The following is a 13,932-nucleotide window of genomic DNA, read 5'->3' on the forward strand; positions in this document are numbered from 1 at the left end:
AGCTTCTGCAGCGGCGTCATGGCTAGGGTGATCAACAGCAGTATCAACGCCCCCAACCCGAAGTTCTCGACCAGCGCCTTGCCCGGATCAGGACCCAGCGCAAATATCCAGGCCTGATAAAGCCACAGGACGGGCGCAACACAGGCAGCAAGAAATACGCAAAGACGTAGCAACGGATAGCGCATCAATAGTCCTTCCGCAGATCCATGCCTGCATAGAGAGAAGCCACCTCCTCCTCATACCCGTTGAACATCTTTGTATCCATGACATTGGGACTGAACAGCCCGCTCGGCAAACGTCGTTCGCGGGCCTGGGTCCAGCGCGGGTGATCCACGGTCGGATTCACGTTGGCATAGAAGCCGTACTCATTGGCCGCGATGCTTTGCCAGGTCGTTTTGGGCTGCTCGCTTACCAGGCTTATGCGCACAATGGATTTCACGCTCTTGAAGCCATACTTCCATGGCACCACCAACCGAAGGGGCGCGCCGTTCTGATTGGGTAATTCGCGGCCATACATCCCTACCGCCAGAATCGCCAGTGGATTCATCGCCTCATCCAGACGCAGCCCTTCTACATAAGGCCAGTCAATCAGTGCGAAATCGGAGCGCTGTCCGGGCATCGACTTGGAATCTTCAAGCGTCTCGAAACGAATGTATTTGGCCTTGGACGTCGGCTCGACCTGCTTGAGCAATGCCGAGATGGGAAAACCAATCCACGGAATCACCATCGACCAGGCTTCCACGCAGCGCAGACGATAGATGCGCTCTTCCAGCTGATAAGGCTTCATGAAGTCTTCGAGTGCGTAGCGCCCCGGCTTACCCACTTCACCATCGATCACCACACTCCACGGCTCGGTTTTCAAGGAACCTGCGTTTTTCGCCGGATCGCCCTTGTCAGTCCCGAACTCATAAAAGTTGTTGTAGTGCGTCGCGTCCTTGAAAGGCGTGATTGCCTCCCCCTTGACGTCCACCGCCTGCCATTTGGTGTCGGGAAGTTTTTCAGCAAACCAGCCCGGCGCCTTGCCCGCCTCCACATCGGCGTAACGGGAAGGGTCTGCAGCACTGGCCCAGCGCGGCAAGGCGCTCACGGCCAATCCGGCCAGAGAACTGGCCATCAGCGTACGTCGGGAAAGGTAAATGGATTCAGGCGTAACGTCGGACTCTTTGGAGTCGGACGCAGAAGGAAGCTTTATTAGCATGATGACTCCGCAGCCTAGGGGAACTGATGCACCAATAGACTACGGAGTATGGGGGAAAATAGATCAGTTGGAGGATTTGTGGCGACGAAGACGCAACAAATACTGAGCTGGCCCCGATAGCGCGTAACCGAGGAAGATCAGCAGCAGAATACGCGGCGGATCACTGAACACCACAGCGAATACCAGAACCACTGCCAGAATCGCAACGAACGGTACGCGCCCTCTCAGATCCAGCTCCTTGAAGCTGTTGTACTTGATGTTGCTGACCATCAACATACCGGCACCGGCCACCAGCAGCGCGACCAGGAACGACAGCTTGGAACCCTGAATGCCGAAGTCGCTGAACGCCCAGACAGTACCTGCCACCACACCCGCAGCAGCCGGACTGGCCAGACCGATGAAGTAACGCTTGTCAGCCTTGCCCACCTGAGTGTTGAAGCGCGCCAGACGCAACGCCGCACCGGCGACATAGATGAAGGCAACCATCCAGCCAACCTTACCCATGTCACCCAGCGCCCAGCCAAATGCCAGCAAGGCAGGCGCCACACCAAAGGCAACCATGTCGGACAGCGAGTCGTACTCGGCGCCGAACGCACTTTGCGTGTTGGTCATGCGTGCCACACGGCCGTCGAGACCGTCCAGCACCATGGCCACGAAGATGGCGATGGCGGCAAAGGCGAAGTACTTGCTGGCACCTGCCGTATCACCTGCGCTCAAGGCACTCTGGGCGCTCATGGAACTGATGATGGAATAGAAGCCCGCAAACAGATTGGCGGTGGTGAACAGATTGGGCAGTAGATAGATGCCGCGGTGACGGACCTTGCGGCCTTCGTCATCGTGCCCTTCTTCAACGTGCTCATCGATTGGTAGCAGACTTTCAGCGTCGGAGGCCTTGATAGGCTCTTCAGGACGTTCGCTCATGGACATTACCTTGCAGCGGTTTGAAAAGGTTCGACAGATGTCTGCGACGAGGGTTCGTCGGCAAACGATGCAGCTTTATACCAGAGCCAGGCCCCATAACGAAAAAACGCGGCCTGTTGGCCGCGTTTTTTCATGAACTGAAAAAGATCAGTTCTTGTCCTTGTCGACGATTTTGTTCGCCGCGATCCAAGGCATCATCGAGCGCAGTTTCTCGCCGATGATTTCGATGCCGTGCGCAGCGTTGTTGCGACGCTTGGCGGTCATCGATGGGTAGCCGGTAGCACCTTCGCTGATGAACATCTTGGCGTATTCGCCGTCCTGGATGCGCTTCAGAGCGTTGCGCATGGCCTGACGGGATTCAGCGTTGATGACTTCAGGACCCGTCACGTACTCGCCGTATTCGGCGTTGTTGGAGATCGAGTAGTTCATGTTGGCGATACCGCCTTCGTACATGAGGTCAACGATCAGCTTCAGTTCGTGCAGGCACTCGAAGTAAGCCATTTCCGGCGCGTAACCGGCTTCAACCAGGGTTTCGAAGCCAGCCTTGACCAGCTCGACGGTACCGCCACACAGAACAGCCTGCTCGCCGAACAGGTCGGTTTCGGTTTCGTCCTTGAAGGTGGTTTCGATGATACCGGTACGGCCGCCGCCAACGCCCGAAGCGTAGGACAGCGCGACGTTCTTGGCGTTGCCCGAAGCGTCCTGGTAAACAGCGATCAAGTCAGGAATACCGCCGCCCTTGACGAACTCGGTACGCACGGTGTGGCCTGGAGCCTTCGGCGCGATCATGATCACGTCCAGGTCGGCGCGTGGCACGACCTGGTTGTAGTGAATGGCGAAACCGTGGGAGAAGGCCAGTGTTGCGCCTTTCTTCAGGTTCGGCTCGACTTCGTTCTTGTACAGCTGGGACTGGAACTCGTCCGGGGTCAGAATCATGACGAGGTCGGCAGCAGCAACGGCGGAAGCAACGTCAGTCACTTTCAGGCCATGAGCTTCAGCTTTGGCGACAGTGGCTGAACCCTTGCGCAGGCCAACGGTGACATCAACGCCGGAATCTTTCAGGTTGCACGCTTGAGCGTGACCCTGGGAACCGTAACCGATGATGGCAACTTTCTTGCCCTGGATGATCGAAAGGTCGCAGTCTTTGTCGTAAAAAACTTTCATGGAAATCCCCTGTTATCTTGGCCGTTCAGGCCATTTGCTTAATGAGTTAAACGCTCAGCACTTTGTCGCCACGGGCAATGCCCGTCACGCCACTGCGTACTGTTTCCAGGATGGCGGCAGTGCCGATGGCCTGAATGAAGCTGTCCAGTTTGTCACTCGTACCGCTCAACTGCACGGTATAGACGCTGGCGGTCACGTCGACGATCTGCCCGCGGAAGATGTCCGTGGTGCGCTTGATCTCGGCACGCTGTGCGCCGGTGGCCTTGACCTTGACCAGCATCAGCTCGCGCTCGATGTGCGCGCTTTCCGACAGATCGACGAGCTTGACCACTTCGACGAGCTTGTTGAGGTTCTTGGTGATCTGCTCGATCACTTCATCATGGCCCACGGTGGTCAGCGTCAGACGCGACAGGGTCGGGTCCTCGGTTGGCGCGACCGTCAGGCTTTCGATGTTGTAGTTACGCTGCGAGAACAGCCCGACGACACGAGACAACGCACCCGGTTCGTTTTCCAGCAGTAGGGAAATGATGTGCCGCATGATTATGTCCGCTCCGTCTTGCTCAACCACATATCGCGCATGGAGCCGTCCTTGATCTGCATCGGATAGACGTGCTCGGTGACATCAACCTGAATGTCGAGGAAGACCAGACGATCAGTCATGGCAAAGGCTTCTTCCATTTTCGGCTTCAAATCTTTCAGGTCAGTGATGCGCATGCCGACGTGGCCGTAAGCTTCGACCAGCTTGACGAAGTCGGGCAGCGATTCCATGTAGGAGTGGGAGTGACGAGCGCCGTAGCTCATGTCCTGCCACTGGCGAACCATGCCCAGTACGCCGTTGTTGAGCAGAATGATCTTCACCGGCAAACCGTACTGCAGGCAGGTAGACAGCTCCTGAATGTTCATCTGGATGCTGCCTTCACCGGTCACACACGCAACGTGCGCATCCGGGAAGTTCAGTTTGACGCCCATGGCTGCCGGGAAACCGAAGCCCATCGTGCCCAGGCCACCCGAGTTGATCCAGCGGTTCGGCTTGTTGAAGCGGTAGTACTGAGCCGCGAACATCTGGTGCTGACCCACGTCGGAGGTGACATAGGCATCACCCTTGGTGACTTCGCACAAAGTTTCGATCACGGTCTGCGGCTTGATGACCGAGCCATCGCCACGGTTGTAAGGGAACAGGTCGCCGCCTGCACGCCACTCGTCGATCTGCTTCCACCAGGCAGCAACGGATGCCTTGTCAGGTGTCTCGCCGATGTCTTTGAGGGTGGCGACCATTTCGGTCAGCACGCTTTCGACAGGTCCGACGATTGGCACGTCGGCCTTGATGGTCTTGGAGATCGAAGCCGGGTCGATGTCGATGTGGATGATCTTGGCGTTCGGGCAGAATTTGCTCGCGCCATTGATGACCCGGTCATCGAAACGCGCGCCGACTGCGAGGATCACATCAGTGTGGTGCATGGCCAGGTTGGCGGTGTAGCTGCCGTGCATCCCGAGCATGCCCACGAACTGACGATCCGTGCCCGGATAGCAACCCAGGCCCATCAACGTATTGGTGACCGGCGCGTTGAGCAGTTGAGCCAGCTCGGTCAATTGCGCCGAGGCATTGCCCATGATCACGCCGCCGCCCGCATAAATGATCGGACGCTTGGCCGCCAGCAGCATTTCGACGGCCTTGCGGATCTGACCGGAGTGGCCGCGAACCGCCGGGCTGTAGGAACGCAGCTTGGCTTTCTTTGGGAAGACGTATTCGAACTTCTCGGCCGGGTTGGTCATGTCCTTCGGAATGTCGACGACGACAGGACCAGGACGACCGGATTGCGCCAGATAGAATGCTTTTTTCAGGATTTCCGGGATTTCCGACGCATGCTTGATCATGAAGCTGTGCTTCACGATCGGACGGGAGATACCGATCATGTCGGTCTCCTGGAACGCATCGGTACCCACCAGCGTACTGGCGACCTGACCAGACAGAACCACCATTGGAATGGAGTCCATGTAAGCGGTCGCGATACCGGTGATTGCGTTGGTTGCACCCGGACCGGAAGTGACCAGTACCACACCCGCCTTGCCGGTCGCACGTGCATAGCCATCGGCCATGTGCGTAGCAGCCTGCTCGTGGCGAACGAGGATATGGCTCACAGCCGGTTCTTTGAACAGGGCATCGTAGACATGCAGGAGAGCACCACCCGGGTACCCATAGATGTGCTCAACGCCTTCGTCACGCAAAAAGCGGACGATCATTTCAGCGCCAGATAAAAGCTCCACGTTGTTCACCTCTAAAACGCCAGAATACCGCCCACTCCGGGACGGGTCTTAATAGGTTTACTGCCAAGCAGAGCATGAGCGACGGTGGTCGCCGACTACGTCAGCACTGACTGAGCAAGTATTGGGATGCCCCTGAGTGTTGCGGAACATTCCCACCCAGCGCGAGGTAACGCGTTGCGGGTGTTACAGGTCGGCGCGGGTGTGCGCCTCATGATCTACCGAGAGGGTCTGCTTCTGGCAGTCCTTCTACAGCGAACTTTGGATTGTTGTGATTCGCCCCCCTCAAGTCAAGTCATCGTTGAGCTTTCTTGTTACCAAGGCCCTGAAATTGCACTGTTTCAGACTGAAGCGCACCGTTATGGTAGCTTTCCTGTGGCATAGACATTTCAAGGAAACACCATGCAATGGATGATCTTCGCTGCCGCGCTGGCCATGGCAGCGAGCACGAGCAGTCAGGCGGCACCCATCTATAAATGGGTGGACGCCCAGGGTGTCACCCACTTCGACGCCCATCCGCCTGCGGACAAAGAGGCGCAGCAGATCAATGTGCAAACCCCACAGCCTTCGTCTACACCCTCGCCTTCTGCCACCTCACCATCGGATGACGCTCAGCAACGCGCCGTCGATGCAAAAGTGAAGGCTCAGGTAAAGGTGCAGGAGGCGAAGCGGGAGGAAAGCTGCGAGGGGCTGCGCAACAACCTTGCGCAGTTGCAGAACAATCCGCGGATTCGGGAGCAGGTCGGTGGAGAAATCAGGCGTCTCACGGAAGAAAACCGCAAGACGCGCATCGAAGAGACGGAGAAAGCCATCAGCGAGTACTGCCGCTAGGCAGCACCCGGTCAGCTGACGGCAGTGATCAATTGATCGAAACGGGCCAGACTTTGCTGCAACAGTCTGGTTTCGCCCAAGCGCCCGGAATAGACCATCTCAGCCATTTCCAGAATCCCGGACGCATTGGGCAGCGGCAGGTCGCGCTCGAGGATGATCTTCATCCGCGGCAGGAAAATCCACTGCAGCCACTGCGCAAATTCCAGCGTGTCCACACAGAAAGGCTCCTGACTGGACAACGCCTGCTCGCTGGGCGGTGTGGTTTCCCACCACCCCAGCACCCGAAGCTCCCGCTCGATCAACAGCAACTGTTCGGCAATCTCAGGAAAGCGCTCGTCCATCAGCGGGCCTTTTGACGCGCCAGTGCCGCACCGGCAGCGTCGCCCTGCTTCTCGCGGGATTGAGCGATCAGTTCCCACAGGCTCGCCTGAAGGCTGGCGCGACCATTGGCATACGTCAGACCACGACGCGCGAGCTGCTCGGCCTGGGCTGCATCGCCCTGGGCCAGGCGAACCTGCGCCAGACGGTAAAGCACTTGCGGTTCGCGAGGCGCGACACGCTGGGCACGTTCAAGACTGGACGATGCACCGTTCAGGTCACCCCCGCTCTGCTGTTGCTGGGCGGTGGTCAGCAAGGCCAGTACCGGACCATCCAACTGCTCGTCTTCGGAAAGACCTCCACCGCTGGACGGAATCCCGGTAGGTGCCGATGAAGGCGGCATGCTGTAACTGGTATTGCCGGAAGGCGCAGGGTTGACAGGAGCCTGGTTGACTGGCGAGGTGTCGATAGCGGGTGCGTCGACACTGAAAGGAGCCTGACTGGCCGGCGGCGAAAACGTCTGCCCCGGATTGCTGCCACCAGCGCCAGGGATCATCACCACGACACCTGAGTCCTGCGGCACTGCCTGTGGTTGAGCCTGAGCCGTGTTTGTCTGGTTCGCGCCATTACGCGACGCAGAGACACGTTCGCCGTTTGACACTTTCGAACTCGAATCCACAACCGGAATCGAGCCGCGCTCCACACTGGCGCAACCGTTGAGCAACGCCAGAGTCGTTAGAGCTGGAATCCACCATTTATTCACTTCAAACCCTCATTGCTTAGTTCAACCACCCCTTGACCCAGTCCATCACCTCAGTGGCAGGTGCCGGAGTGCCGCCGCATGTGGCGCCGGGCTGGGGTTCACTGCCGCGAATATACGGCATCTGTACGGCATTCGGGCAGCTGGCATCAGAACCCTGTCCGGTCTGGGCGTTGACCCAGGCCTGGACGACGTTATCCGGCATGGCCATGTCCAGTGGCAACGGATCGGCCTTGCGCATGAAACTGGTCCAGACCTGCAACGCACCCGTGGCACCGGTGAACGGCGTCTTGCCGTTATCGTCGCGGCCCATCCACACCACGGCCAGCAGGTCCTGACTGAAGCCGGCGAACCAGCTGTCACGCGAATCGTTACTGGTACCTGTCTTGCCCGCGAGGTTCAGCGAGGCGGGCAACACGTTATAGACCGACTTGCCCGTACCTTCACGCATGACGCGCTGCATCGCATTCTGCACCAGATAAATGGCGCCCGGATCGAAGCGCTGTTCGATCTGGAACGGATAGCGCTTGAGCGGCTCGCCTTCTGCGGTCAGCACACTGCGAATACCGCGCATCGGCGTGTTGAAACCACCGCTGGCAATGGTCTGGTACATGGTGGCGACTTCCATCGGCGTCAGCCCGCCAGCGCCCAGCAGCATGGACGGATAGGCAGGCCACTCCCGCGTCACACCCAGCTTCGCCAGCGTCTTGAAGACGGTAGGAACACCCAGTTCAAGGCCCAGCTTGGCGGTGGACAGGTTGTAGGAATGCGCCAGCCCCTGATACAGGAAGATATTGCCGTGTGACTTGTGATCGTAGTTCTGGGGTTTCCAGACCTGGCCATCAGCGCCCTTGACCTGAAACAGTTCATCGGCGATCCAGCTGGTCAGCGTGTACTGACTCGGACGCTCAAGCGCGGTGAGGTAGATGGCCGGCTTGACCAGCGAGCCGATAGGCCGCACGGCGTCGATGGCACGGTTGAAACCTGCAAACCCTGCCTGACGACTGCCCAACAGGGCCTGCACTTCACCGGTTTCCGGGTTGGTCACGACCATTGCCGATTCAACGTCGTCGGAACCCTTGCGCCCGGCCAGCCGCTTGAACGTATCGTCCATGGCCGCCTGGGACTTCATCTGCAGAATCGGGTCGAAGCTGGTGAAAATCCGCAGCCCCTCTTCGGTCAAGTCTTCGTCGCGGTAGTCTTCACGCAATTGACGCTTGACCAGATCCAGGAAGGCGGGGAACGAGCTGTCGGCCAGCGTACCGGTCTTGGTCACGCCCAACGGCATCTTCTTGGCTGCCGCCACGACTTCAGCGGTGGCAACGCCTTGCTGCTCGAACAGATCAAGCACCAGATTACGGCGCTCGAGCGCGCGCTCGGGATTACGACGCGGGTTATAGAAGGAGGGCCCCTTGACCAGCCCGACCAGCATCGCCACTTGATGGATTTTCAGCTCGGACAGAGGCTGACTGAAGAAGTACTGGCTGGCCAGACCGAAGCCATGCACTGCACGCTGACCATCCTGACCGACGAACACCTCATTGAGGTAGGCCTCGAGGATCTCCTGCTTGCTGTAATGGATCTCCAGCAGCACGGCCATCATGGCCTCGGTCAGTTTGCGCGAGAGACTGCGCTCGTTGGTCAGGTAGAAGTTCTTCACCAACTGCTGGGTCAGCGTACTGCCGCCCTGACGCATCTGCCCCTGAGACGTGTTGACCCAAATGGCGCGCGCGATGGATTTGGGCGACACACCGAAGTGGTGGTAGAAATCACGGTCTTCAACCGCTACCAGCCCGTCGAGCAGGTATGGCGGTGCCTGATCCAGCTTGATGAGGATCCGGTCTTCAAGATTCTTGGGGTACAGCCCGCCGATCAGCAGTGGCTCGAGACGGGCCACTGCCAGCTTGCCGCCGTTGCCGGACGACAGGTCGGCCACGTAATCACCGGAGAAGCGCACGCGCACCTGCTGGGCCGGGTCAGTGCCTTCGTAAAACTGGAAGCCACGGGTATTGAGGTCGACTGTGTTGCCGTTGACGGCGGCCGCGCCAGGACCGTTTGCCACGCTTTCGCGGCGGTAGCCCAGCGCATCGAGCTCGATGAGAAAGTCATCGCGACTGAGCTTCTGGCCAACGAACAGCTCCAGCGGACGCGCGTAGACCTTCGCAGGAATCGTCCAGCGCTTGCCGGAGAATTTTTCCTGGACGATCGCGTCAAGGTAGATGGCCAGTCCAGCCACCAAGACCAGACCGACAATGCTGAGCTTCAACGCCCAGCCCAGCCACTTGCGCAGGCTGCCGGAGGGTTGTTTTTTCGAGGGACGAGAGGTGCGGGATCGAGTCATGGGCGCGGATTATACGCACTTTGCATGGCTTCGACAGACGCCCGAGTCGGCGGTTTGCAGCGTCGCGCCAAGCGGCCATAATGGCCGCATCTAACAGTTACATTTTTTGAATCCATTCCTGAAGGATCGCCCGTGAGCCAGTCTTTGATCGCAGCCCTGCAAAATCCCGCTCTTTTCCCACATCCGGTAGAAGATTTTCAGGTTATCGAAACCCATATCTCATGGGTATTGCTCACCGGCCCCTACGCCTACAAGATCAAAAAGCCCGCGAACTTCGGCTTTCTCGACTTCACCACGCTGTCGTCGCGCGAGCATTTCTGCAACGAAGAACTGCGCCTGAACCAGCGCATGACCGACGATCTGTATCTCGAAGTGCTGCCGATTACTGGTTCTGTCGAAGCCCCGCAACTGGGCGGCAGCGGTGAAGTCATCGAGTACGCGCTCAAGATGCGTCAGTTCTCGCAAGCCAACCTGCTGAGCACCCTGCAGGCTAACGGCGAGCTGACCGCCGGGCATATCGACGAACTGGCGATCCAGATCGCCGGGGTTCATGAGCAGGCACCACGCGTCATGGCTGACACTGATCTCGGTTCGCCCGACAGCGTCATGGCGCCAGTGCTGCAGAACTTCGAGCAGATTCGCCCTCTCATCAGCGAAAAATCTGATCTGACTCAACTCGATGCCTTACAGGCATGGGCAGAATCGAGCTTCGAGCGCCTCAAGCCGTTGATGACTCAGCGCAAGGCAGAAGGCTTTATCCGCGAATGCCATGGCGACATCCATCTGGGCAACGCGACCGTGATCGACGGCAAGGTCGTTCTGTTCGACTGCATCGAGTTCAACGAGCCGTTCCGTAAGACTGATGTCTACGCCGACATCGGCTTTCTGGCCATGGACCTGGAAGACCGCGGCTTGAAATCGCTTTCTCGACGCCTGATCAGCCTGTATCTGGAAAAGACCGGCGACTATGACGGCCTTGAACTGCTCAACTTCTACAAGGCCTACCGTGCGATGGTGCGCGCCAAGGTTGCGCTGTTCAGCCAGCCCGCCGACGCCGACGGCGTTCAACGTGCTGCGACCCTTCGCCAGTACCGCAATTACGCGAACCTGGCCGAGAGCTACAGCGCCATTCCATCGTGCTTTATGGTGGTGACCCACGGGGTTTCTGCTGTCGGCAAAAGCCATGTCGCCATGCGTCTGGTCGAATCGCTGGGCGCGATCCGTCTGCGTTCGGACGTAGAGCGCAAGCGCATGTTCTCCGATGAAAGCACCGCGCTTTACGGAGATCAGGCCAGCAGCGCGACCTACAATCGTCTGCACGAGCTGGCGGGAAAAACATTGCGTGCAGGCTTTGCCGTCGTGATTGACGCCACCTATCTCAAGCACGAACAGCGCGTTGCAGCCGCCAAAGTGGCCGAAACCACTGGCGTACCGTTCCTGATTCTGGATTGCGAAGCGCCGGACGCCGTTATCGAAGGCTGGCTGGCACAGCGTCAGGCGCAGAACTCCGATCCTTCGGACGCGACCATGGACGTTATCAAGGCCCAGCAGGCCAGCCGCGAGCCACTGACCGAGGAAGAAATCGTCTACAGCAAGCATGTTGCGACCAACCAGAGCAGTGATCTGGACGGCCTGATCGACCAGTTGCGCCAGCGTCTGCCCGGCCTCTGAGATCAAGGCTCAGCCGTTGGGCAGGTAGTGCTTCACGGCTGAGCAATGGTGGCGATATACTGGCGCCATAATTCCAACGCAAACCACGAGGCCATCATGAGCCAGCCCAAACAGATCGACTCACCGCTTTACATCATGCTGCGTAGAGACGACGTCGAAGGCTTCAACCAGGAAAAGCCGAAGACCGGCACAATCGACATGGCCGGGGGCGATTTCCGGGGGCTGGATCTGCGTGAATTGGATACCACCGGTATCGACTTTACCGATGCCTACTTCCGCTCGGCAGATCTTCGCGGCCTGGATTTGCGCAACACGCCAATGGAAGGTGCGAGCATTGCGCATGCACAGATTTCGGGGGCTTATTTCCCGGCAGAGCTCACCGCAGACGAAATTCTGATGTCGGTGAATTTCGGTACCCGCCTGCGCTATCGCACTCACTGAGCATTGCTTTTCAGCTATTGCTCTTGAAACACCGTCTGAACCGGTATGCGCAACGCATGCCGGATGTGAGCGGTTTTTTGTTCGTTCATGCACGTCCTGCGACGCCCTCCCCCTTGCTGCCCAATGCTTTTTGGCATCGATTTCTAGCACCTGACATACGGGGAAAAGAACTGTTGACTTACAAATGAGAATAGTTATGATTATCACATCCGGTCGCGAGACTGGATGATAACTGAAAGACCTTGGTTCGGACTTTCAGATTATCTCCTCATCAGGCTAATCACGGTTTTTGACCCGGCTCTTTGCCGGGTCTTTTTTTTGCCTTCGAAAGATGCTTAGTGACCTGTCGATGCGTACAAGCCAAGCCTTCCCAGCAGGTCATCAAGCAGACTCGATCCGCCCAGCCGTACTCGCTCACTTACTATCCAGTGAGCTCCAAACCTGGCATGAGCCAACTGGATGAAAAGCCTGGCGTCTTCGAAGGTGCGAAGCCCGCCTGCGACCTTGAAGCCGACCTGCCCGCCCGTGTCGGCAATGGACTCCAGCATGATTCGCGCAGCCTGAGGCGTCGCGTGACGCGCGGACTTGCCGGTGCCGGTCTTGAGAAAGTCGGCACCCGCCTCTATGGCAGCGCGGCATGCCGTATGAATGACTTCCGAATCTCTCAATTCGCCAGTTTCGAGCGTTACCGTCAATTTGACCCGACCGTCGAGGCGGGCTCGGCAGGCCGAGAGCAAGTCCGCGCCTGTCTGCTGATCGCCGCCGAGCAATGCGCGAAAGGGATAAACCACATCGACCTCGTCGGCGCCCGCAAGTATGGCCGCACGCGTCTCGGAAGCCGCCGCCTCGAGATCCGTTCCCCCGTGGGGAAAGTTGACCACGGCCACAACCCGGACCTGATGCGCCCGAAGTCGATCCAGCGTCGTACGCGCCAGACAGACAAAACGCGGAGAAACACAGACTGCGGCTACAGGCCCCAGCGGCGTCAGTGCCCGCTGACAGACCCCGATGATGCGCTGTTCGGTGTCGTCGTGATTGAGGGCGAAGAGCTCCATCAAGGCTATGGCCTGGCGTGCCAGTTGCTCATCATCGGCAGTGATCGCTGTCATGGGTAGATCGCTCGCAAAAACGGGAGCGAGACGATATACGAGCCAGCGCTTCGGAAGGACGCGCCCTTGCAGCTCGGGACAAGTACCACGTCAAACAAGGAAAAATCCGATGCTACCGAATGCCTGGGTCCTGCCTGGGTCTGGCAACTGTGTACCAGACGTAGTCGGCACTTCCATCAGCAATCTCATCCCCTATCTGAGCCAGCAGTAGCACGAGTGGCGCGGCGCCCGTGTCAAGATCCGCCATGTGCAGGGGCGCGCCTGCATCCTTGCGTGCGTGCCAGAAACCTGCGATCAGAATCGCGGGAGTGGGTGCGTCGAGCAGGCTTCGGGCAAGACGTCGATCCCGCTGCTGCTGCACAGCCAGCGTCGCCGCCTCCTGACCTTCAGGCAGAAGGCCTTCATGCGAGGCACGCAGATGCCCCATCAACAGTATCTGCACTTCGGGAGCATTAGAGCGCGAACCCGGAAGTGCAGGAACGTGCTGATAAATCGACTTTACTTCGCCCAGATCGAGATTGGCTGACAGCAAGGGGTAAGGCTGAGCCAGCGCAAACCGCACGACCGGGCCATGCAGGGTCCAGTTCCAGCCTGATTGCCATTGCAAGGCTGCGGGCAGGTCCACAGGCCCATCTGACTGGGTAATCTGCTCTCGGACCGAGTCGACAGAGGCCTGCTGGTTCGGGCTCAGCGTTTCGAGCAGCACACTCCCTTGGGCTCGCTGGTCGGCCAGCACCTGCAAAAGCCATAATTGCACGGCATGGTGATCGGGGTTGTCGTGCTGTTGGCCCACCAGAACCCTGGGGGCGGCAGCGAGGCGCTCGGCAAGCTGCCTGCTTGTCAGCACCAGGCCACTCTGGGTGTCACGAATCATTCCTGAATCCAACTGCTCACGTGTGGCCCGAAAATCCAGGCA

14 protein-coding genes (1 of these 14 running past the window's edge) are annotated in these 13,932 nt (G+C 58.6%); 3 read left to right on the top strand and 11 right to left on the bottom strand.

Annotation, left to right across the window (positions count from 1 at the left end; translation table 11 throughout):
* The 6 genes from msrQ to QRN20_RS15040 form a co-directional block, all read right to left on the bottom strand.
* Nucleotides 1-185, bottom strand: the 5' end (the start) of a protein-coding gene (gene msrQ / locus QRN20_RS15015) for a protein-methionine-sulfoxide reductase heme-binding subunit MsrQ (protein WP_122412223.1). It extends 436 nt beyond the left edge of the window; the window shows 185 of its 621 coding nt (coding positions 1-185); it begins with the start codon at nucleotides 183-185; its stop codon lies off the left edge, out of view.
* Entirely contained in the window at nucleotides 185-1,198 is a 1,014-nt protein-coding gene (gene msrP, locus QRN20_RS15020) for a protein-methionine-sulfoxide reductase catalytic subunit MsrP (protein WP_122412224.1), read from the bottom strand. The genes msrQ and msrP overlap by 1 nt, the downstream gene beginning before the upstream one ends.
* Before the next feature lie 63 nt (nucleotides 1,199-1,261).
* Nucleotides 1,262-2,119, bottom strand: coding sequence for a CDP-diacylglycerol--serine O-phosphatidyltransferase (pssA, locus tag QRN20_RS15025; protein ID WP_029244489.1), 858 nt, complete (start codon nucleotides 2,117-2,119; stop codon nucleotides 1,262-1,264).
* Nucleotides 2,120-2,266: 147 nt separating this feature from the next.
* The gene (ilvC, locus tag QRN20_RS15030) at nucleotides 2,267-3,283 is read right to left on the bottom strand and encodes a ketol-acid reductoisomerase (protein ID WP_002552076.1); all 1,017 of its coding nucleotides are present in this window, start codon (nucleotides 3,281-3,283) and stop codon (nucleotides 2,267-2,269) included.
* Between the two features lie 46 nt (nucleotides 3,284-3,329).
* Nucleotides 3,330-3,821 carry an acetolactate synthase small subunit gene (gene ilvN, locus QRN20_RS15035; protein WP_004879902.1) on the bottom strand — a complete coding sequence of 164 codons (492 nt, stop codon included), beginning with the start codon at nucleotides 3,819-3,821 and terminating at the stop codon, nucleotides 3,330-3,332.
* Nucleotides 3,822-3,823: 2 nt separating this feature from the next.
* On the bottom strand, nucleotides 3,824-5,548 hold the full coding sequence (locus QRN20_RS15040) for an acetolactate synthase 3 large subunit (protein WP_004879904.1): 1,725 nt from the start codon (nucleotides 5,546-5,548) through the stop codon (nucleotides 3,824-3,826).
* A gap of 399 nt (nucleotides 5,549-5,947) precedes the next feature.
* On the opposite strand from QRN20_RS15040, the gene QRN20_RS15045 reads away from it, so the two are divergent.
* On the top strand, nucleotides 5,948-6,376 hold the full coding sequence (locus QRN20_RS15045; protein ID WP_004879907.1) for a DUF4124 domain-containing protein: 429 nt from the start codon (nucleotides 5,948-5,950) through the stop codon (nucleotides 6,374-6,376).
* Between the two features lie 11 nt (nucleotides 6,377-6,387).
* Here QRN20_RS15045 and QRN20_RS15050 read toward each other — a convergent pair whose 3' ends face one another.
* Genes QRN20_RS15050 through mrcB form a run of 3 tightly spaced genes read right to left on the bottom strand, consistent with a single transcriptional unit; the run spans nucleotide 6,388 to nucleotide 9,795 of the window.
* A complete protein-coding gene (locus tag QRN20_RS15050) occupies nucleotides 6,388-6,717 on the bottom strand; it encodes a YqcC family protein (protein ID WP_004879908.1) in 330 nt (109 codons plus the stop codon).
* A complete protein-coding gene (locus QRN20_RS15055; protein WP_029244487.1) occupies nucleotides 6,717-7,457 on the bottom strand; it encodes a hypothetical protein in 741 nt (246 codons plus the stop codon). The genes QRN20_RS15050 and QRN20_RS15055 overlap by 1 nt, the downstream gene beginning before the upstream one ends.
* A gap of 16 nt (nucleotides 7,458-7,473) precedes the next feature.
* Nucleotides 7,474-9,795 carry a penicillin-binding protein 1B gene (gene mrcB, locus QRN20_RS15060; protein WP_096767246.1) on the bottom strand — a complete coding sequence of 774 codons (2,322 nt, stop codon included), beginning with the start codon at nucleotides 9,793-9,795 and terminating at the stop codon, nucleotides 7,474-7,476.
* Nucleotides 9,796-9,927: 132 nt separating this feature from the next.
* Here mrcB and QRN20_RS15065 point away from each other — a divergent pair, with 132 nt between their 5' ends.
* Together QRN20_RS15065 and QRN20_RS15070 are read left to right on the top strand one after the other, a co-directional pair.
* Nucleotides 9,928-11,466, top strand: coding sequence for a bifunctional aminoglycoside phosphotransferase/ATP-binding protein (locus tag QRN20_RS15065; protein WP_088235934.1), 1,539 nt, complete (start codon nucleotides 9,928-9,930; stop codon nucleotides 11,464-11,466).
* Nucleotides 11,467-11,562: 96 nt separating this feature from the next.
* Nucleotides 11,563-11,907, top strand: a complete 345-nt coding sequence (locus tag QRN20_RS15070; protein ID WP_004879917.1) for a pentapeptide repeat-containing protein — start codon at nucleotides 11,563-11,565, stop codon at nucleotides 11,905-11,907.
* A 335-nt stretch (nucleotides 11,908-12,242) separates the two neighbouring features.
* Here the strand turns inward: QRN20_RS15070 and deoC are convergent, their stop codons facing one another.
* Together deoC and QRN20_RS15080 are read right to left on the bottom strand one after the other, a co-directional pair.
* Nucleotides 12,243-13,016, bottom strand: coding sequence for a deoxyribose-phosphate aldolase (deoC, locus tag QRN20_RS15075; protein WP_285360682.1), 774 nt, complete (start codon nucleotides 13,014-13,016; stop codon nucleotides 12,243-12,245).
* A gap of 112 nt (nucleotides 13,017-13,128) precedes the next feature.
* The gene (locus QRN20_RS15080; protein ID WP_285360684.1) at nucleotides 13,129-13,890 is read right to left on the bottom strand and encodes a ChaN family lipoprotein; all 762 of its coding nucleotides are present in this window, start codon (nucleotides 13,888-13,890) and stop codon (nucleotides 13,129-13,131) included.
* Between the last annotated feature and the right edge of the window lie 42 nt (nucleotides 13,891-13,932).

The organism is Pseudomonas sp. fls2-241-TYG-175 (assembly GCF_030209155.1).
Taxonomy (GTDB): domain Bacteria; phylum Pseudomonadota; class Gammaproteobacteria; order Pseudomonadales; family Pseudomonadaceae; genus Aquipseudomonas; species Aquipseudomonas viridiflava.

Bases quoted from the DNA above. Each gene is read 5' to 3' on its own strand.
- msrP (WP_122412224.1), bottom strand. From the start codon at position 1,198: ATGCTAATAAAGCTTCCTTCTGCGTCCGACTCCAAAGAGTCCGACGTT.
- pssA (WP_029244489.1), bottom strand. From the start codon at position 2,119: ATGAGCGAACGTCCTGAAGAGCCTATCAAGGCCTCCGACGCTGAAAGT.
- ilvC (WP_002552076.1), bottom strand. From the start codon at position 3,283: ATGAAAGTTTTTTACGACAAAGACTGCGACCTTTCGATCATCCAGGGC.
- ilvN (WP_004879902.1), bottom strand. From the start codon at position 3,821: ATGCGGCACATCATTTCCCTACTGCTGGAAAACGAACCGGGTGCGTTG.
- QRN20_RS15045 (WP_004879907.1), top strand. From the start codon at position 5,948: ATGCAATGGATGATCTTCGCTGCCGCGCTGGCCATGGCAGCGAGCACG.
- QRN20_RS15050 (WP_004879908.1), bottom strand. From the start codon at position 6,717: ATGGACGAGCGCTTTCCTGAGATTGCCGAACAGTTGCTGTTGATCGAG.
- mrcB (WP_096767246.1), bottom strand. From the start codon at position 9,795: ATGACTCGATCCCGCACCTCTCGTCCCTCGAAAAAACAACCCTCCGGC.
- QRN20_RS15070 (WP_004879917.1), top strand. From the start codon at position 11,563: ATGAGCCAGCCCAAACAGATCGACTCACCGCTTTACATCATGCTGCGT.
- deoC (WP_285360682.1), bottom strand. From the start codon at position 13,016: ATGACAGCGATCACTGCCGATGATGAGCAACTGGCACGCCAGGCCATA.
- QRN20_RS15080 (WP_285360684.1), bottom strand. From the start codon at position 13,890: ATGATTCGTGACACCCAGAGTGGCCTGGTGCTGACAAGCAGGCAGCTT.